This window comes from Bdellovibrio sp. HCB185ZH (genome assembly GCF_047302455.1).
Lineage (GTDB): Bacteria > Bdellovibrionota > Bdellovibrionia > Bdellovibrionales > Bdellovibrionaceae > Bdellovibrio.
In genome coordinates, this window is sequence record NZ_CP178624.1 from 3806730 (window position 1) to 3826485 (window position 19756).

The following is a 19756-nucleotide window of genomic DNA, read 5'->3' on the forward strand; positions in this document are numbered from 1 at the left end:
CTTAGCAGTTCAGGCTCACAGAATGCTCTTGCGAGTCCGGCGTACTATTTGTCCGCTGGTGCAAGCGTGCGCGTATTCTATAATGCTCCGACAGATGTTTATGGTCTTGGTGTTTTCGTCACTGAAGTCACAAACGAAGGCGGCGTGCTTAAAGTTCCAACTACGATTTTAGATGGTGATTATGGTGATAGAAAAAATCCTGCGGTCGCGCAGCCTCTGGATTTGACTGTCAAGGTCTTCGTTGATTCTCATCCGAGCGGAGATTTCTTATTCGAGGCACCACTACTGGGACCCGACGTTCCGGTTACCAACACAACCACAGCTTTGTTGTGGTTGCTTAAGTGGGGCTTCACGAACCCGAGCTTAAAGATTTCTCAAAATGCATTCTCCTCGATGGTCACGAGTGTTGAGCTTATCTGTCAAAGTTGCCGCACTCAAACCAGCAGTCAGGTGCTGGCCTTTATTCAAAGTCGTTCTGACTTGGTGGCGGGAATTACGCAGATCCTGGCTCGGGAAAATCCAAGTCTGACGATTGCCTATAACTGGGTACCGGAAGCGATTTATTACGCGTGGAGTACACCTGTGCTGACCACGAACGGTTATGGGACGGCGATTGGTAAGCAGCAGACCACGGTTTCTGCGAATGTCATTGCTGTGAATCCCTTAAATTCCAGCACTAAAATTCAAGCAGCGAATTGGGTGATGACTCGCGCTGATGGCAGTACGGCGACGGCAGCCGGTTCGCCCATGATTTATACTTTCACAAATGAAGACCAAGTTATGGCGGACTTCGCTCCCACATTTACTGAGAGTGTGGATTTCAGCAGCCGAGTTAAAATCCACTTTGAAGTTGGTCGTGCAAACCGTGCCCCTGAATGTGACGAACCCATACAGTTAACAATGAAAGCAAACCGCATCAACACAGCGGCACTGACTTCTTATTGCAGAGATATCGATAATCCAGCGGCTACGCCAAACTTAGGCGTCACTTACGCGCTTGTTTCGGGCCCGGCAGGGATGACTATTAGCACAGCTGGAGTGGTAAGATGGTCTCCGGGAAATGCGTTGGCAGGTTCGAACTATCCATTCCAAGTATTAGTGACAACTTCGACATCGGCAAATCACGTTGCTCAAGGTAAAATCATGGTGAACGCTGTTCAAATTCCAGTGTTTGCATCGACTTTAACCGGTGCTTTCATCGAGGGAGCCTCTTCCGATGTGACGATTCCAATTACCAATCCAGAGGGCGACCCATTACTACTAACAGTCAAGGGTGTTGGTACAATTCGCACGGGTTTCCCAACCGGTGCGGGGGTTTTATCCAATTGGGTGCAGGATAAAACAGATCCACAGAATCCTATCATTACCTGGTCTTATATTCCAAGTTACCTGCAAGGTATCGGCGAGGATACGACGATCACGTTCACATACTCTTTGCGATACGATACAGCGACAGATCCAAATTTGGATGGAAGCGTTGTACTGGCAACACAAACCGCCACATTCCCAGTGACGAATGCAGATGACCCACCAGAATGGATTTCCGGCGGAACGGATACGAATTTAAAAGAAGGTACGGCATTTAGCTTGGTGATGGGTAAGGCTTTAGATCCGAGCCCGAACCCTACAGCCATAACTTATACTTTTTCCTCAACGAATGGTCGATGTGATTGGTCGGATACAGCGTCACTTTCAATCAATGGTTCGGGAGAGGTGGTACTCAGTGGTTACCCGGCCTATACCTCTCGCGATGAATGTAGTTTCCAGGTGACTGCAACAGATGCGAACGGCTTAAGTTCTAAATCTGATGCCGTGACCTTTGCGGTCGAGGATACGAATCGCGCCGTGACTGAAATTACGTCTCCGGACGTTGCGGAAGTAGCGGGAACCGAAAACCTCTTGTTGCAATTGCCGGTTGATGAAATGTTCACTGACCCTGATATCACGGATGACGACTCCAGAGAGTCTTTGTCATGGGCATGTCAGGCGAATACGACGGCACTTGGAGATCCTTATGTCAGTACGTGTTCGGCCTTTGGTTTGAATTTCAGTTTATCGCGCTCGGGATTCTCGGGTTCGTGGATGCCGCAATATGGAAATGCAGGCACTTACTATGTGAAATTGACGGTGACGGATGCGGGAGGAAACTCTGCATCCCACGCGTTCAAACTTGTGATCGCCTCGAGTCCGGCACCCATGATTTTAAAAATTCTGCAAAATGATATCGAAGTTCCTACTATCGTGGTGAACGAGGGACAAAGCTCCGTATTCGTTCTGCGTGCGATTTCACAATCTGTTGCCGATGTGAATCAGTATACTTACAATGTTTCCAGTCCATCCTGTTACGTCAGCGGCGGTATGGGAACTTGTCGTGCTGCGATGATTGTTTCTCCTGGGTCTTTGGAGGGACATGGCACACAGGATTTCTTATTCACTATTTCGCCAAACTATACAGATGGTGATGTGGCACTGCCGGGCACAAGCAAAAATTATATCGTAAGTTTCAACGTTGTTCGTCAGCCGGGGACTTCAGACAATGAGACTCCCTCTGAAATTGCGAATGACACGTTCACACTCGAAACTCAGATCTCTGTCGGTGTGACTATTAATAATACCAACCGCGCTCCAACGGCAATTGGCCTTGCAGCAGGAAGCTATGGTTGTACGGGCAGTAGTGCGAATTCAAGTTCGAGCGCCTTTACGATTTGTATAAATCTTGCGCAGAATACGAAGTCAGGGAATACATGGCAAAAAACTTATACCAATCAGCTGACTTATACAGATCCTGATCTAACGAACGACAGTTATACGCTGGCGTTCACAAATTCTGGCGTCCCTGGCACGATAGCTAGCAGCACGAATCTTTGGACCATCAAATTACCATCCTGCCTTAATGCCGGGACTTCGACGATATCTCGGACTTACAGCCTGACCCTGAGCGATGGTCGGGGAGGAACTATCTCCCGCGACGTCATTGTGAAGTTCCAAAACGGTTCGGCGGCCTCGAGTTGTATGTAATTGAGGCTAAAATATGAAGGGGACTGGTGTTTGGAGTCAATAATCACCGTCTCAATCTGAATCTGGGCCTATAAAAATCCCAACAAATTCCGATAAGTACATTGGTTTACGTTGCAAATGGAGTGCTTCGCCGATGTCAAAGAACCTTTATAAAATCATGAAATGTTTCCTAATCATTTTTATGATTACGTTAACGGGATGTTTGAAAGCCCGTGAAGTTGCGTCTTTGACCGCAAGTTCATCTGCATGGTTCGTCGGTGCAACCACTGCGAAAAATCTGGGTGGTTATCCTTCAGCAGTTAAAGTCTCTTGGACAAAAGCAGACAGAGCAACTCTGGGTTACAACGTCTACTCTTTGCGTACGAACTCTTCTGGTTCCAATCAATGGACGCTTGTAGGCAGTGTTGATGCGGATTCAACTTCATTTACAGATTCTGACTCTTTGACGGAAGGTCAAATTTATACTTACAAAGTTTTGGCGATTGATGCCTTAACAGGTGAAGAAGACGGAAACACAAAGCAAGTTTCAACGGTTACATTTTATGGTATTGCGGGCGTAACTATCACCGGTAAAACAACGGCGTCAATTTCACTGAATGGTTCGACGGGTGCGTTTGATTCAATTAAAATTTATGCTCAGCCAAAAAACGGTGGTTCGGCTGCCACTTTGGTGGCTACCGCTAACGGCAATGTGGAAAACATTGACGTCACAGGTTTGCGCTCTGGAGTGAACTACAAATTCTACGCTCGCGCCTATATGAGTTACTTGGGTGCCGAAGACGGCAATGACTCAACTATCTTAGGTCAGACTTACTCCGATAGTTTCGGAAGTGGTAAAGATAATGATACGACATTTTATTATCGCGGCATTTTGAACTTTCAAGGTTACGGTACGGCTCCGAATGCAACGTCTGGCCCGAAAGCTCGTCAATTTAATATCACCTGGCTTCCGTTTAGCAATGCCAACAGCACTACGAAATATCGTGTGATGCGTTCAACGACGACATCTATTGATACGACGGTCACAACGGCTTGTACGGCGACGTCGACCACTTCCTGTAAAGTTTGTGAAGTGACGGGGACTCAGTACTGTGAGGATACGGCCCTGGCTTCTCCTCCGCAGATTTATTATTACGCGATTACTTTGGTTAAAAAAGATTCCGCGGGTGTGGAATACACCGAGGAACTTCCATGCCAAAATTCCAATGATTGCTCCAATAAAGCGCTTTATACAGTAAAGGCTCACGTACCGTCAGATTATATGGTGTTGGTACAGCGTGATGCTGCAAACTACGAAATGTGTTTGAATATCAACGCCGCCAGTGATCCTCGTCACAATCAGCGCTGCGTGTATACGGGCTTGGGTGCCGTTCCTTCGACGACAGGACCGACAAAACCCGTTAGAACTTACGATAACGGATACTATGATTTTGGTTACAACATGTTGGTGGATCGCTATAAGGTTGCATGTAACTGGACGCAAAACGTGAACAGCTGTGTGACCGGTCAATCCAGCAGTGGCGGCGGATGTATCGGAGTCTTCACAACGGGAACGGGTGGTCTGACAGGCCTTTATCCAACCAAAAATGGCGGCGGCCGCGTGATGTTGGGCTTCTCCAATAACACATCTAATGGAGATTGCTTCATTGATACGGTAAATTTGGGCGGTAGTACGACGAACTGGTACAGCGTGGGTCAAGATGCAACAAGCTTGTCCTTGGCTGATATCGCTAAAGCCACAACGATCGATCCTGGTGCGACGGGGAATAAATTCCGTCCACCGATTCACAGAATGACTCCTGCTGGTGCGGCGAGAATTTGTAATGCGCAAAGTTCAGACTATGGTTCTAAACGTCTGCTGCGTCGACGTGAATACATTGTGGCTTCACCAATGCCTTACATCCCTGGTGAACCTAATGCTGTGACGACGGCTATGAGTGTTTTTGATGCTCCAAATAATACGACATGTAACCCGACGGCGGCTCTTGCAAGTGGCGCAACCGGTGATGCGGCAATCACGGCTTATCTAAACAGCTCGAATTATCAGACGGCAATGACAGTGAACGGTACAGTTCTTAATTCATACAGTTATGGTGAAAGATTCTTTATCGGAAATACGGCGACTTCGCAGTGTGTTTCAAGATTTGGTATTCAAGATCCATACACATTCTATAGCCCTGGCATTATCTTCTCTGATTACTTCGCAAACTCAAATTTCGGTACAAGTCCAGCAAATGCGACAGGTATGTCGGGATCTGATCTTGACGTCAGCGCTTCAGATTTTGCGAACTATTCGTTCAACGGTACGATGGCTCCGAATAGAGGCTTCTATTTTGGATACGGTCGTTATATTTGGATGCAACCGACGCCGACGCAAACCAGTTACTATGGTTGCAATGCTAGTGTGAATATGACCAAGTTTATTGCTCCGTTGGGTGCGCCAGTTTGTACTTGGACGGGGGGAAGTCAGACGTTCCGTACACTCAGCGAATTGACAGCATCTGGCAGACTGGGAACGGCACACATCGGTTTGTCGGGCAGTCGTGCAACAGCCAGATTTCCATTTAATGACCAAAACATGACCGGCTTTGTAATGACGTCATCGGGTGAGGATACCGGACGTTGGAGCTTTAGTATGGCAGATTCAGCGGGCTATAATGTCTCTGGTTTGCTGTGCGGAGTGGAGGCTGAGTAATGAATAAGAAAATTATTTATTACTTACTATCTTCTTCCTTGTTCCTGTCATTGACGGGTTGCTTTAGCTATTTAGATAAGAGCAATAAAGCGACGTCGACTCTCTCTTCTGAAAGTCAAATTAACGGGTCTCAATTTACGGGTGTGGCCTCTGCTGTAAATAAAGTAACAGGTATTCTTATTACTTGGCCTGCGGTGACGGATACGGCGTTGGTTAAGGCTTATAAGATCTATAGAGTAAACGGTGCTAAGAAAACCTTGCTAAGCACTGTTGCCAATTCCCTGACCTCTTATATGGATGGAACTGTTACTTGGGGAGCGATTTACACTTACCAAGTGAATGCTGTCGATCAGAACGATATCGAGGACAGCAACACGAAAACTGTGAAATCAGTTTCTTGGGCTGGGATTAGCTCCATCACATCCGGTTCAAGAACTTCCTTAAAAGTAAATTTCAACAACATTTCGACTGTCGTAGATAAAATCAGAGTTTACGGTCAAACAAGTACTGGCGGTACAAAAACACTTTTGGCTGAAGGACTTGGGACGGATACCGAAATCGAGATCACAGGTCTTCGTACGGGTTTTCCTTATATTATTAGTGCCCAAGCGTACGTGACTTCGTTAGCTAAAGAAGATGGTAACGACGTTGTTTTCAATGCATCGACATTAACGGTTGGGTATGACTATGACGGCGCGAACATTCCTCAATGGGGAAATGTGATGTTGGTTCGCGCGTTTGGTGAAGCTCCGGGGGCTCAAGCCAATCCGGCAAACAGCTTTAAGTCTCCGTCCGGGCGTCAAGTGGAGTTGGTTTTTAACGCCTTCAGTACGCAAGGTAGTACCGCAAAATACGTTATCACCCGTGCACTGCAAGGCAATGCGATGGATAGCTCGACCAAAGTGGTTTGTACAAGTGCTACGACCTCTGCCTGTGTTGTGTGCTCTGATGCCGTTGCGAGCTCTGGAACTGTGACTTGCCGAGATACCGAAGTGGCGGCGTCTCCAGCAAAATATCGTTATTCGATGTCATTGGTGCATACCGATACCGCGACCTCGGATCGCTGGGTCGAGGCTTTGCCGACGTCAACTGACGCTCTGGAAAAAGTGTCAATTCTGGTTCCGATTCCGCCCAAAAACATGGTGTTAGTTCAGCGTGATGCTGCAAACTACGATATGTGTCAGCAGATGAATAAGGCATCCGATCCGATGAGCCATAATCGCTGCGTTTATACGGGTGTGGCAGCCGTCCCCTACAATACGGGCGGCAATAATCCTGCTTTTGACATTCGATCCTGGATATTATGATTTTGGTTATAATCTCTTCGTAGATCGTTGGGAAACGGGATGTAATTGGACGATGCAATCCCAAGGTGGCAAGTGCGGAACGCGTTCTTCACCAGGTGATACCACGAATGTGGATGGCAGTTGTATCGGAACATCAACTCCCACTTCAAGCCAAGGTAAGTTGGGCGACGTCTATTATCAGTTAGCCTCAGGCGGTAACTATTGTTATCGTGCGACTGCATTTAGCACTGCGACTGGTACAACGTGGACTTCTTTATCTAGTACGTTGCCTTTGGCTGACGGCACCGCTCAAGTGCAAGGTATGGTTACGAACGATCCTGGCTATTATGAAAATGGTGTTATCAATACTGCCATTCTGGGTCGACGCGGAAAAATTAATATCGGTATTAACAACTACAATGCGGCACAAGTTTGTTCAACGCAATCGGATCCTAACTATGGAACGAAACGACTCAGTCGTCAGCGTGAGTTGGTGGTTTACTCGGGTCCTGCCTTATTAACGGGCGAGCTCTATGCGTTCCCATCATTTGCCTCGTTTGCGACCGTTTACAACGGTACAACGTCCCATCAAACGGTGTTTGGTTGTGACTTGTACAGTTCGAATCCAGATACAGTGCCCGGCAATGTCGCTGACTTATTGGATACCGTTAATTTCCCTCAGTATAAAGAAATGATGAAGGTCTCAACACAGGGTTCGAATTCCAAGTCTTATATGATCGGTGCTAAGGCCACAATTGATTGTGAATCCAGATATGGGGTTCAGGAGCCTTACGGCCGTAAATTCCAGTCAGACATGCTGTGGTACAGTGGCAATACAGCGTCGCCAGTGGTGACAACGGGTTTAATCTCTCCACTGGATAACGGTAACTGGGATTTATTGTACAATATTACGGGAGCATCGACGGGTTATGTGATCGAGAATACAAAATTCTCTGGTGGCTTGTTGGCGTACTCGAACACGAATTATACGGCTTACGTGGTTCCGATGGGATTGCCGATCACAGCGACATCTTATTCTTCGACTTATCTGTCGAAAGCTCAGGTGACGGGTAATGGTGTTATTAATCCAAGTTGGAATGCGACTCAAACATCCGATACGAACGCGGGATATCGCATGCTTTCTTCGTCAGGGCGATATCATTCCCGGTTTGACTTTACACCTTCGTCTTCTTCTGTGAACATTGGCGAGATCCGCTGCGTTCTTCCGGCGGAGTAGGCTAAATAAAAAAAGCCCGGTTGGTTCCGGGCTTTTTTGTTTCCTTATTTCGATTCTGAACTAAAACCTAAACTGCATCTCGATACCCCAAACATTGCCGCGCTCAATTTCAGCATTCGTTGTTGGAGCTTTACGAACAGTCAGATGAGCTCTTGCATCTTGAACTATATCTTTACCGATCAAATCATTGATCTTATCAGCCACTACACCCATTGGATTCATCACGATCATCGCAAAAGCACCCAGGCGTTTTGAGCCTAAAAGCTCACCGTTGTTGGCTTTGATTTTTAATTCTGCACGATAGAAGATCTCGCCCAGGATAGAGCCTACAATTGGAGTTGCGAATAAGTCCTGAATCGATGGTTGTTCTGCAAAAGCCTCCACACCAAACTCCCAAAAGAATGTCGACATCAGTACTGAGTAACCGAAGGATTGCATCATGCTTAAGCCCTCATTACGCGCCACTTGGTAGTAGGCCGCTCCTGAGTAAGGGTGACCGATGTAATTGATCATCCAGTCGTCTTTATCCATGTGGGGACCGGCTTTAATGTTCTCTTCCCAGTTCTTAGGAAGGTTCTTCATTTTAGACTTGTCCCATTTTGAGACACTCTCAGGCATCAAATATAGAACACCCGCAACACCCAAAGCCGCCAGCGCCACGTTACGAGTGGAAGTGATGATGTTCTTGTCGGTCGAAGTGTATTTACTGATATTTAGTTCTCGTTGCCATTGAACCTCGTTCGACTCACTGAGTACGGTGACCGTCGCGATGGGTTTTTGATTGTCCTGCACGCAAAGGCCGCTGACATCATTCATCGCTTTTAAAGTCTTATTGCTTAGCAGTTCTTTTTGAATCGCCAGACATGCTTCTTGGTCACGAGTGTCGATACTGATCACCTGACCTTTTAGCATCATGCGCTTTTGATCATCCTGCATTTTTGCACGGGTCACGCGCTCGATGTCGACTTGCTTTAAATATTTACGATTGTTTATCGCTTCCTGAACGGAATCCTTCTGGGCGTTTCCTTGAGTCACATAATCCAAGGAACTCTTGTTCCAATCGATCGGCGCTGAAGCTGTTTTTGCAGGCGGAGATGTCGGGGTTTTAGGCACGGACGCAAAATTGCCAGCCATCGCAGCGTTAACCTGAAGTGCCGCGACTCCAAATGTAATATATCGAAGAACAGTCTTCATTTCCTAGACTCCTTTAAAAATACGATTCCGAAGAAGGCAGCATTGCAAGATTGTGACCTTAGCAATCTTAAGGAGTCAGGGAGTTCAGATTCCAGTGACAATCGTTGGCTGCTGCACAGGTGGTAAACATCTTGCGACGCCTATATATAAGGATGAGGTCGGCGTGGTTCCTGCACTAAATGAATAAGATCATTCCTTATTTTTCGTTTTTGCTGAAAGTGTGTGTATGGTGAGTAAGTTTTTAAAAACCACATTACTCGTGATCTTAATGTCACTGGGAGTTGTCGCGCAAGCGGCTCCTAAGGATACAGGTCTCTACCTTTCTTTCGAGCAAAGACTTGCAGTGACTTATGCCCTGATGGCTTCTGGTGAAAGCCTGGAGCAACAGGAAAAAATCCTGGATCGCGGTATTAAATATTTTCAAGCTGTTTCCCAAAAACCTGTTCAGGATGTCGAAGTTAAAAGCTTTAATGAATTCTTAGCGGCATTCCGTGGGCAGTGGCCTGACACTCAAAGTGTGAACTTGGATTTGGATCTTATTGAAAAGGACGGTCCTCGTCCGATGCAGATCTTTAAAGCAACAAGTTACCGCGTGCAGAGACAAATCGATGACTATATTGATTGGCAGTCGGAGCAATTAAAAGCCATGGCTGAAAAGACTGCCGGTGGCAAAGAAGCTTTGGTCAGTCCTTTGATCATGACGCGTGCTCTGGAACTGCTAAATAAAAGCGGTGAAGGTCATAAAGCGCTGAAATATATGTTTTTGCAAAACAGCGATAAGCTTTTTCAAGGACATTTAAAAGAGTTCGATCGTATTGGTGAAAAGATCGCGACATCGGGGTTGGCAGCGACTCAAGATCCTTCGGTAAAAATCGTTATGCAGACGATGCTTTCAGAGTATTTCGCCAGACTGTCTTTGAATTCTAAAAAGCTTATCGTGTCCTCGTTCTTAGGTGGCGATATTCGTGCCGATGATATGCATAAGTTTGAGGTCATGGTTCAAAACGCGGGTCCTCAATTGCAAAAGCTCTTACAGATCGTCGCTCGTCAGGGGGATTTAAGTCCCGAAATGACGATTGTCTTTAAACGCCTTGAAGACGCCGTTCGCCCGGTTCCATACCGTCAGGTTGAAGAACTGTTGAAAGCGGAAAGACAGAACTACGAATTCATCTATTTTGAACAAAAGGCTTTGGGCGTTGGAACCATGGCGCAGGTTCATCGCGCAAAGATTTTGCTCAACGGTCACCGTCAAGATGTTGTCGTTCGTTTTATCAAGCCGGGGATTGAACATCGTGTGCAGGAAGATTCACGTATCCTCAAAGAAGTGGCAGAGATTTTGGATGTGAATCCGGCATTGATGAAGTCAGGGATGCCAAAAATTTCACCTTTGGTTTCTGATGTGACAGCAACAGTGACTGCAGAGTTGAGTCAGGAGGACACTGTTTCTCGTCAAAAGTTTGCGGCGACTCGCTACAATCAAGAAGTCTTTATGGATACTCCGGGGCATAAAAACGTTATTGAATTTCACGTGCCTGAAATCTATCCGCCGAGGGGTTCAAAAACAAAACTGATGGTTCAGGAAATGGTCTTGGGTCAAAAGCTTGATAAAGAAGCGAAACAATGGAGTGACGTTGTACCTCAACTGAAACAAGGTGTGGTCGAAGCCTTGGTTCGTCTGTGGGGTACTGAAACTCTATTCGGTGAAGGTTTTTACCACTCCGATCTTCATCAGGGAAATTTCCTGGTGCAATTCGGTGATGAAAAGATCCGCGTGAACTTACTTGATTTCGGTATGGGCGGAAAAATCACTCGGGAGTTGCAAGATAATATTCTTTTACTTCAAACTGCGTTGACATTACAGGACGCCAAACTGATTGGTCAGTCATTGTGGGATATTAGCAATAAATCCGCAAATTCGGTGACGGAAGCAAAATTTAAATCTTTGGTGACAGCTAAAGTAAAACTTGGCTTTAAAACCAAGGAAGATGCCTCTGCCGATGAGTGGACAAAGTGGGCGCTCAATCATGGACTGCGTTTGCCGTATGACTTTATCAATATCAATCGTGGTTTGACGATTCTTAAAAAACTTTTGGAAGACAGTGGCAGTAAGAAAGATTTGACTCAAATCATGTCCAAAGTAGCTATTCTAAGACCGCGTCAGGTGATTGGTACTCTGGTGGGCAAGGATCGGCTTTCAACTCTAGAACTTGTGGAATCGGGACGCCGTGCTTTCCTGAGTAAACCTCTGCCTCCTGCACCAAAACCTGCGGCAGCCATCTCTTGCTCCCGTGTTTTTAACTAGAAGCACCGCATTTCGGGGGCTGGACTTGACACTTTAGGGGGCGGCGGGTGTACTTAATGGATTATGAATAAGCCCAATAATTCCAATAATAAAGCCGCTCCAAAGACCAACGAAAAAGCACCTGCTGAAGGCGCGAACTTTCTAAAACAAATCATCGAAAAAGATCTTGAATCAGGCAAAGTGAAAGAAGTGGTCACACGCTTTCCACCGGAACCAAATGGTTACCTTCACTTGGGTCACGCGAAATCGATTTGTTTGAATTTTGGTTTGGCTCAGGAATACAACGGCCGTTGCCATCTGCGTTTTGACGATACCAATCCAGAAACAGAAGACACGGAATACGTTGAGTCGATCATGAACGACGTGAAGTGGTTGGGTTTTGATTGGGGCAAAAACTTATTCTACGCATCTGACTACTTCGAAGAAATTTATCAATGGGCTGAACAGTTGATCAAAGACGGTAAGGCTTACGTCGATTCTCAAAACGAAGAAGAAGTTCGTGTGAACCGTGGTGATTTCACTCACCCGGGTAAGAACTCTCCATTCCGTGAGCGCTCGGTTGAAGAAAACTTGGATCTGTTCCGTCGCATGCGTGCGGGGGAGTTCGCAGAAGGCCAACATATCTTGCGTGCAAAAATCGACATGGCATCACCAAACATGAACATGCGTGATCCATTGTTGTACCGTATCCGTAAAGCGCACCATCACCGCACAGGTGACAAGTGGTGCATTTACCCAATGTACGACTATGCTCATCCATTGTCTGATGCGAAGGAGATGATCACGCACTCTATCTGTACACTTGAGTTCCAAGATCACCGTCCATTCTATGACTGGTGTGTGGAAAATGTGGATGTTCCAGGTGAGCCGCACCAGTACGAGTTCGCTCGTATGAACATGACTTACTTCGTGATGAGTAAGCGTAAACTTTTGCAATTGGTGAAAGAAGGTTTGGTGAACGGGTGGGATGACCCTCGTATGCCGACTATTTCTGCTGCTCGCAGACGTGGTTACACTCCTGAATCGATCCAACGTTTTGCAAAACGTATCGGTGTTTCGAAAGCTGAAAGCTTGATTGAGTTTGATATCCTGGAAGCATGCGTTCGCGATCACTTGGATGAAGTTTCTCATCGTGCGATGGCGGTTTTGGATCCAATTAAAGTCGTGATCACGAATCTGCCAGAGGGCCATAAAGAAACTATTTTGTCTTCTGTTCATCCAAAAAATGCAGAACTTGGTAAGCGTGAACTTTCATTCACTAAAGAAGTTTACATCGATGCTTCTGACTTTATGGAAAATCCAACAGAAGACTTCTTCCGTTTGGGCCCAGGCCGCGAAGTGCGCTTGCGCAATGCTTACGTGATTAAATGCAATGAAGTCATCAAAGATGCTTCTGGCAAAATCAAAGAGCTTCGTTGTGAATACTTCGTTGAAACTTTGGGTGGTAAGCCACTGGCTGACGGTCGCAAAGTCAAAGGTATCGTTCACTGGGTATCAGCAACAGATTGCGTGGACGCCGAAGTACGCCTGTACGGTCGCCTATTTAAAGTAGCGCACCCTGAAGACGTAGCAGAAGGCCAAGACTTCAAATCCAATTTGAACCCTGACTCTTTAAAAGTAATCAAAAACGCAAAACTAGAAAAGAGCCTAGCAAAGGCCACCCTAGAAAACCGCTACCAATTCGAACGCGTCGGCTACTTCTGCCTGGACAACAAAGATTCCAAACCAGAAGCCCTCGTATTCAACCAAGTAGTAGACCTAGCCTCCTCCCACTAGGGTGCCAGGTCCTGTTTACGTGTACACCGCATCAAAAAAGAAAAAGCCTGGTTCATCACCAGGCTTTTTGCTTTTAGGGTTAATTCGTTTTGTTGTTATTGTTCTCTCTTTCGATACTTATTTAATAAATCTTAAGTACAAGTCGTAAACCAATCCGTAGCTGTTATCTTTCATCACTACCACTGATTTATAGCGGACCATGTTTCCGTGCTGGTCGACTTCTTTGTAACGGCGGTCGAACTTCAAGTCGATTGCGATGACACCTTTTTCATCCAAAGAGTGCAGCTCGGAGGATTGAGCGATACCATCCAGATTGCTGTCCTTCCATAGTTTCAGAGAGCTGAATACGGAGTCCGCGCCAGTGATGATTTTGTCTTTGTCGTCATCGTACTTAGCCAGGGCCGCGAAACCTTGTTTAGCGAATTTTTGGTCTGGCCCCAAAGTGGCGTCACCGAACAATTCGTTGATACCTAGAACTTTACCTTGGCCATTTGGCAGCACCAGGAAGTAGTCTTCGGTATCAGCAGAGGCGAACCAAGCAGTTTTCACAGGTTTGTGATTGTTCAAAGCACCTAGAAGGTCGAACATCACGCCATTTTGCGGAGAAGTCAGTGAAATCGGTTTTGGTGATTTCGTGTTCAGCTGCAATAGCAATGGGTCAATTTTATCAGCGTTCGCACAAGCAGCGTCGCCTTCGAAACCAACTAATACGTTAGCAATTTGAACTTTACCTTGAAGCTTGCCATCTTTGCCGATTCTGAAGGCTGAGTTCACATCGAGCATCGCAGCCACGGAGTCGAGCATTGGAGCGACTGCCTTTGCGCCGCCATCCATTGAATACTTATAAGGAGAGGAAGCCTTAGCGCCATCGTAAAACACAACAGAGTAAACACCTTCAGTCAGCGGAGCACTGATAGGAAGTTCGATGTTTTTAGAAGTCGCTAGCTGATCCTTAAAGCTTTTTGAGTAAGCTTCAGAGTCATAAACTTGAACAACCGTTGCTCCTGCAGCAATCGAACCCATCGTCGATTTGTAAAGGACGCCCACGATTTTGTTCGTCGTAGACAGAATTGAAAGCTTAGAAAGATCGCCAACTTTAGGACCGCAAACCGGGTTTGGTGTCACGCTGATTTTTGAATACGCAGAATCATCAGGCACATTCGGTCCTTCGCTTTCTGAACCGTCAGGTGTGTTTGTGCCCTCATTAGGGTATTCGGCGCTGTCAGGAACGTTGGTTCCTTCATCTGGGTACTCTGCGCTGTCTGTAGCGCCGAACACAGTGCCATTATCCAGAGCGGATTGTTTGGCTCTTGCATCGATATTGAAGGCTGCCTTAGAGCAGTTCTGAAATGAGACAATCGTCACCGCCGAACCGATCAGAATAAATAGTTTGGCCAGATTCCCACGAAGATTTCTCATCAACCCTCCCCAGAGTTATAAGAGACACAGAATGTTCGTATTGCAAAATCGTGCCCACCGAAAAATGGCACCAACTGCAAACTGTTTGACACTGAAATTCCGGGAGCCGGGGAAGTGTAAACCAAAATTTAGACAGTGAGTGAACCCTGTCCAATTGGTTTTCATGGAGTTACTGGGAATGTCTCAATGCTGGAATGTTAGAGTGAGCATGAATGTGCGTAAGAGTCGGTGAGTGTGGTGGTTGTGTGTGAACATGCAGTGAGTTTGGTTGTGAGAATTTCTGTGGGTGTATAAGCGAGCGAGCGGCTGGTTCCGCAAGATTATTTTCTTCTCTGCATGATAAAGCGGCTGCCATCATCTAAGAAGATGGTGCGTGCCTGAGAGGCACCGATTTCGTTGCCATAGGTATCAACGATCTTAATCTGATTTTGTACCAAGGAGTTCTTAAACTCCGAAGTGCTAAGCTTGGACTTTACTTCTTTGTAGCTAGTGCCAGTGATGCGAGAAAGAACTTCCTCTCTGGAATCAGCTGAAGCATTGCCTGCAGAGCCATTGGAAGCGACTCCGCGACGAGTATTCGCATTCGTTTTTCTGTCAGAGCCACCACCACCAGAATAGAATGTTCCGCTGCCGCCACCTGAACCTGAAGCTCCACCAGTACTACCACCAGCAGAAGCCGCATTCACTTCATTAAAGTTCGCTTGTTCGTCGCCAGAGGCCTGCGAGCCACGCGGGGCTGTCGTCCCTCGACCCGTCGAAGCGACGCTACGAGAATTCGCAGCAGTAGCAGAAGCGCCACCAGTGCGATCAGCAGCATTTGTTTGTCGAGTAAGATCAACTTCCTTAACCACCTTCATCCCATTTTTCGAGCTCGGAATATAGATACCTTTTTTTGCATCATAATTGTTGGTGTCAGCCACCGTTTTGCTTTCGTATCCCGGGTTGCGCTCGTGGTAACGCTGTCCAGAACCGGAACGAGAAGAGGAAGCCGAGCTGGAAGACGAGGAGCCCGAATCACTCGACGAAGACGAGCTCGAATACGAAGAACCGGAATAAGAAGAATCATCGCTACTCGCAAGCGCCGGAGTATTCATAACCCCCATCGCACGATCCGCCATCGCAAACACCGGCGCCGATTGACGCTGGCTCGCAGCCACGGCTTGCGCTTTGCCTTCGTCAGTCATGTTTACTGAGTTCACTGCAAGCTTGTCGGCTGACGGCACAGCTTGTTTAACTTCCGCAACAGACACTTCTTTCGCGATGTTAATGCCTTCGCTTCCGCCACCTTTTTCTGCGGCAGTACTAGATGGAGCACGAGCCGGAGGCTTAACTTCTTTTGCCGACACGACTTCAGACTTCGTGATGGCACCCTTTGTAGCGTTGTCATTGGCGACTTTGTCAATTTTTTGAGATTCGTCGCCGAAGCCCCCACCTCCTACAGTAGGTGCCGTTGTGATGGCCATGTTGTACACACATACGTTGACAATTTTTTCGACATCTTTATCTTCTACAATGCCAACACGGTGAAGTAGTTCATGCAACAAAAGAGGTTTGGACTCTTTGGATAGTTTTCGCGAGTCATAGTCCCTAGGAATTGAAAATGAGATGTTTCCATTCTCTGTATATTTGGCATTTAATGTCTCTTCTTTTTCTTCTGAACTACAAGTTATTAAATCGGATTGTTGTTCTTGATTGGCTCCAATTTTTTTCAAATCAAGTTCAAGCTTTTTTCCGTAATACAGAAGATCTGCTTTTCGTTTTTTGGGGAATATGGACTGTACTTTGTCTCCAGAGATACATGCTTGTAAGTCTTTATCCACAATGAGGCTAGACAACGATGCCTGGATTTTTTTGGAAATCTCTGGAGTTGAGTTACATTTGATTACCTTTGATGCTGCATCACTGATCTTCGACTTACTCACAAGAGAGAGTTCAGAAATCTTTTTTGTTAGATCCGTAACGGATTCTGCACAGGAAGATTCATCAATACTCCCGTTCATTGTTCGGGGCGTTCTTATTGATTTCGCAGCGAGAAAAAAGCCATCATTTTTGGCGACATAATCTGTTTCGAATATTTTGGATGCAATTGTTTTTTTTATCGTAAAGCTGCTCACTGATCTTTCAGTGAATCTTATCAAAATCTGGGTGTTACCTTTTTTTACGACCCAAAGATCGACATTTTGGTCGCGATCTGAATCGACTCTGATATCTTCGTAGTCACTGGTGGAGATTACGCTCGATTCAAGAGGGGTATAGAATACGATATTCTTAGGTGCTGGCGCCCCATACGTGTTTAATGAATTAAGCAGGATTAGAATGGATAAAAACGCCCTCATTAATATCATAATCGGACGAAGGTCCTGAAATGTTTAGGGGCAAACTAGTCAATTATTTATTTAATTTGATCCAATGTCTCAAAGTGAGAAAATGAATAATGCAGAAAAATATTGTTATTTTGATACTGCCTTTCATCAGCGTACAAATCGCTTTGGCGAACTCATATTACGCTAGTCCTGAAAAGATTCCGAACAATAGCTACAGTATAGAAAAGTTCCAAGAAATTAAAGATATGCCTCCCGTTCTTTCCCAGGATTCCTTTGGCCTATGTTATGGTTTCTCTGCAGCTGCCGTCCTCAATTATTGGAATTGTGTGGCAATAAAAAAAACGAACAAAGATTTTAAATGTTCTGACATGCCAGAGAGTCAACGGTTCTCTCCTGTTGCAATTTCTCGGTACAACGGGGAGGCAATTGATGAGGGTATGGACGATTCCGAGTTTGAAGAATTATGGCAGTCAGGTTCACCAAAAAAGGTATTTGACGCCGTTGCTGGACGAATGGGGCGTGCTCCATCTGAATCTTGTGCCTCGTTGGATCAATTCCTTTCCAAGGCTACAGCAGGTGGAACTGCAAATGGGTATTCAGAGACCCAAGCTCAAATTTGGCTAGCATTGTACGAATCTTATAAAAATGTCAGAAAAAAAGCTAAATGTCCTACGTGTTCTTCGGACGCGTATGCGGCGGGTGAGGCTGAAAAGGTAGCCGGAACTTTTAATGTAGATTCTGACAAAGATAATGCAAAAGTCCTTCAGTCGTTCGGGAAAGATTCTTTTGCGAAGGCACTGAACGAATTGATGTACCCCAAAAAGTGCAGTGATCCCTCTCAGTCTGTGGAGTTGAAATTGCCAATGACCGTAAAGTCATTTCCTCCAAAAAATTTAGCAAAAAATGATGGCTTCCAAATTATGATGGATCAAGTGGTTAAAAACTTGGATAAAAATATACCAACGGTAGTAATGTTTTGCTCAGCAAAAAATCCCTCAAAACAGTGCGACAGACAATTTAAAAGCGTCAGTGGTAGTGTATATCCTTATAATGAGAATCATGGTGCAGTAATCACTGGATACAAAAAGTTTTGTCCAACCGGAAATTCAAAGGAAAAGTGCTACTATTCGGTTAAACTTCAGAATAGTTATGGGAAGCAATGGCAAAAAGAAAATAACGACGGATGGATTGATGCTCGATCTGTTATTGACAATTCATTCTACGAACAAAATAAGCTAGTCTGGTTAGAAGAGGAAAAATAATGAGTATGCGATCATTTTATATCTTAATTTTTATCGTTATCTCTTCAATCGCTCAAGCGGATCAAACCCTAAAGTACTTCAATAACGACAAGTATAATGACGTAAAAATTAAAACTTATCAGAAGGCAAATTTGAACGAAGGATGCTTCAAGGCGGGGAAGCCAAACTGCAAAGCATGGACGACATTCAATGCTAAACCAAAGGAAAGAACAAAAAACCCAACTCCGCTAGCTGGTAACCCAGCAGCACTGTATTGCTGGGATGTTGGCGCCAAAAATAGAATCCTAAAAGCGCAAAACAGTGATCAATACGACTTCTGCGTGTTCGACGACAATTCCATGATCGATTCATGGGATCTTTACTACAAACATTTCCCTAAATAGTTTCTGAACTGCAATTTCCACCTCCGCTGCGGAGGTGGGGATTGCATGAATGAAAACTAAGCGGGTTGTAGGCCGCGCTCAAAATGGGTTTCTAGAACTACAACCGTCAAGGTTCTTTCCACGTTATCGATTCCGCGAATTTGGTCGATCAGTTTTGACAACTCCAATGTCGAACCGACTCGCAACTTCACCATCACGCAGTCTTCGCCCGCGACTCCATGACATTCCTCTATCTGCTTAAACTTTTTCAAATCCTTCGCGAGCCCCGAAGAAGTTCCCTTGTTAATCGCAATGCGCACAAATGCGCATAATCCCGAGTTCACCGCCACAGGATCAATCACTATCGAGTAACCCTGAATGATCTTTGCCGCTTCCATTTTCTTCACGCGTGCATGAACTGCGGGTGCCGAAAGATTTACCTTTTTTCCGATCTCCGCGAACTGCATACGCGAGTCTTCTTTCAGCAAGCTTAATATTTTTCTGTCCGTCTCGTCGAGCAACATGGTCTCTCCCGCTTTTGGCTGAATGCCATTCGATATTTATGGAACCCTAGCTTTTCACTATATGAGCCTAACACTATTAGGTAAAATAAGGCATATGGTTTATATGATTAAGCTTCATAAAGGTGAGTTGTGGCGTCCCGATCTTCTGAAAGAAGGCGTAACAGATATCTCCGTCAAAGTCGCAAGCGGCATCGGGTGGGTGACATTCAAATGCTCCCAAGATCTGATTTATCGCCCGGGTGAAACTTTGGATGTTGCTCAGAAAGAACCAATCATCGAAGCCTTGACTGAAGAACTCAGTTTGGAAGTTCAGTTCAAACAACGCGCCCACCATTTCTTTGGCAAACGCTAACGTCC

The 19756-nt window shown here is 45.7% G+C and carries 13 protein-coding genes; 9 read left to right on the forward strand and 4 right to left on the reverse strand.

What is annotated here, in order from left to right:
• The first annotated feature begins 66 nt into the window (after positions 1-66).
• The 4 genes from ACLSU7_RS18505 (at position 67) to ACLSU7_RS18520 (ending at position 8236) form a co-directional block, all read left to right on the forward strand.
• Positions 67-3018 (forward strand): hypothetical protein, encoded by a 2952-nt coding sequence (locus tag ACLSU7_RS18505; protein ID WP_413293376.1) that lies wholly within the window; start codon positions 67-69, stop codon positions 3016-3018.
• A gap of 181 nt (positions 3019-3199) precedes the next feature.
• Positions 3200-5713: a fibronectin type III domain-containing protein gene (locus tag ACLSU7_RS18510; RefSeq protein ID WP_413293377.1), complete on the forward strand. Its 2514-nt coding sequence runs from the start codon at positions 3200-3202 to the stop codon at positions 5711-5713.
• Positions 5713-7020, forward strand: coding sequence for a hypothetical protein (locus ACLSU7_RS18515; RefSeq protein ID WP_413293378.1), 1308 nt, complete (start codon positions 5713-5715; stop codon positions 7018-7020). The genes ACLSU7_RS18510 and ACLSU7_RS18515 overlap by 1 nt, the downstream gene beginning before the upstream one ends.
• Positions 6995-8236: a hypothetical protein gene (locus ACLSU7_RS18520; protein ID WP_413293379.1), complete on the forward strand. Its 1242-nt coding sequence runs from the start codon at positions 6995-6997 to the stop codon at positions 8234-8236. The genes ACLSU7_RS18515 and ACLSU7_RS18520 overlap by 26 nt, the downstream gene beginning before the upstream one ends.
• 60 nt (positions 8237-8296) lie before the next feature.
• Here ACLSU7_RS18520 and ACLSU7_RS18525 read toward each other — a convergent pair whose 3' ends face one another.
• Positions 8297-9430 carry a DUF3943 domain-containing protein gene (locus ACLSU7_RS18525; RefSeq protein WP_413293380.1) on the reverse strand — a complete coding sequence of 378 codons (1134 nt, stop codon included), beginning with the start codon at positions 9428-9430 and terminating at the stop codon, positions 8297-8299.
• Positions 9431-9656: 226 nt separating this feature from the next.
• On the opposite strand from ACLSU7_RS18525, the gene ACLSU7_RS18530 reads away from it, so the two are divergent.
• Together ACLSU7_RS18530 and ACLSU7_RS18535 are read left to right on the forward strand one after the other, a co-directional pair.
• A complete protein-coding gene (locus ACLSU7_RS18530) occupies positions 9657-11732 on the forward strand; it encodes an AarF/UbiB family protein (RefSeq protein WP_413293381.1) in 2076 nt (691 codons plus the stop codon).
• A 63-nt stretch (positions 11733-11795) separates the two neighbouring features.
• Entirely contained in the window at positions 11796-13508 is a 1713-nt protein-coding gene (locus tag ACLSU7_RS18535) for a glutamine--tRNA ligase/YqeY domain fusion protein (RefSeq protein WP_413293382.1), read from the forward strand.
• A 117-nt stretch (positions 13509-13625) separates the two neighbouring features.
• Here the strand turns inward: ACLSU7_RS18535 and ACLSU7_RS18540 are convergent, their stop codons facing one another.
• Together ACLSU7_RS18540 and ACLSU7_RS18545 are read right to left on the reverse strand one after the other, a co-directional pair.
• Positions 13626-14927, reverse strand: a complete 1302-nt coding sequence (locus ACLSU7_RS18540) for a hypothetical protein (protein ID WP_413293383.1) — start codon at positions 14925-14927, stop codon at positions 13626-13628.
• Between the two features lie 320 nt (positions 14928-15247).
• The gene (locus tag ACLSU7_RS18545) at positions 15248-16849 is read right to left on the reverse strand and encodes a hypothetical protein (RefSeq protein ID WP_413293384.1); all 1602 of its coding nucleotides are present in this window, start codon (positions 16847-16849) and stop codon (positions 15248-15250) included.
• A gap of 512 nt (positions 16850-17361) precedes the next feature.
• On the opposite strand from ACLSU7_RS18545, the gene ACLSU7_RS18550 reads away from it, so the two are divergent.
• Both ACLSU7_RS18550 and ACLSU7_RS18555 read left to right on the forward strand, forming a co-directional pair.
• Complete coding sequence (locus tag ACLSU7_RS18550; RefSeq protein WP_413293385.1) at positions 17362-18513, forward strand: hypothetical protein; 1152 nt, start codon at positions 17362-17364, stop codon at positions 18511-18513.
• Positions 18513-18896: a DUF333 domain-containing protein gene (locus ACLSU7_RS18555; protein WP_413293386.1), complete on the forward strand. Its 384-nt coding sequence runs from the start codon at positions 18513-18515 to the stop codon at positions 18894-18896. The genes ACLSU7_RS18550 and ACLSU7_RS18555 overlap by 1 nt, the downstream gene beginning before the upstream one ends.
• A 56-nt stretch (positions 18897-18952) precedes the next feature.
• Here ACLSU7_RS18555 and ACLSU7_RS18560 read toward each other — a convergent pair whose 3' ends face one another.
• Positions 18953-19399, reverse strand: a complete 447-nt coding sequence (locus ACLSU7_RS18560) for an Lrp/AsnC family transcriptional regulator (protein ID WP_413293387.1) — start codon at positions 19397-19399, stop codon at positions 18953-18955.
• 94 nt (positions 19400-19493) lie between these two features.
• On the opposite strand from ACLSU7_RS18560, the gene ACLSU7_RS18565 reads away from it, so the two are divergent.
• Positions 19494-19751 (forward strand): hypothetical protein, encoded by a 258-nt coding sequence (locus ACLSU7_RS18565; protein WP_413293388.1) that lies wholly within the window; start codon positions 19494-19496, stop codon positions 19749-19751.
• Positions 19752-19756 lie beyond the last annotated feature (5 nt).

Coding starts and splice junctions, on each gene's coding strand:
- ACLSU7_RS18560 (WP_413293387.1), bottom strand. CDS start 19,399: ATGTTGCTCGACGAGACGGACAGAAAAATATTAAGCTTGCTGAAAGAA.
- ACLSU7_RS18535 (WP_413293382.1), top strand. CDS start 11,796: ATGAATAAGCCCAATAATTCCAATAATAAAGCCGCTCCAAAGACCAAC.
- ACLSU7_RS18515 (WP_413293378.1), top strand. CDS start 5,713: ATGAATAAGAAAATTATTTATTACTTACTATCTTCTTCCTTGTTCCTG.
- ACLSU7_RS18510 (WP_413293377.1), top strand. CDS start 3,200: ATGATTACGTTAACGGGATGTTTGAAAGCCCGTGAAGTTGCGTCTTTG.
- ACLSU7_RS18550 (WP_413293385.1), top strand. CDS start 17,362: ATGCAGAAAAATATTGTTATTTTGATACTGCCTTTCATCAGCGTACAA.
- ACLSU7_RS18525 (WP_413293380.1), bottom strand. CDS start 9,430: ATGAAGACTGTTCTTCGATATATTACATTTGGAGTCGCGGCACTTCAG.
- ACLSU7_RS18565 (WP_413293388.1), top strand. CDS start 19,494: ATGGTTTATATGATTAAGCTTCATAAAGGTGAGTTGTGGCGTCCCGAT.
- ACLSU7_RS18555 (WP_413293386.1), top strand. CDS start 18,513: ATGAGTATGCGATCATTTTATATCTTAATTTTTATCGTTATCTCTTCA.
- ACLSU7_RS18530 (WP_413293381.1), top strand. CDS start 9,657: ATGGTGAGTAAGTTTTTAAAAACCACATTACTCGTGATCTTAATGTCA.
- ACLSU7_RS18540 (WP_413293383.1), bottom strand. CDS start 14,927: ATGAGAAATCTTCGTGGGAATCTGGCCAAACTATTTATTCTGATCGGT.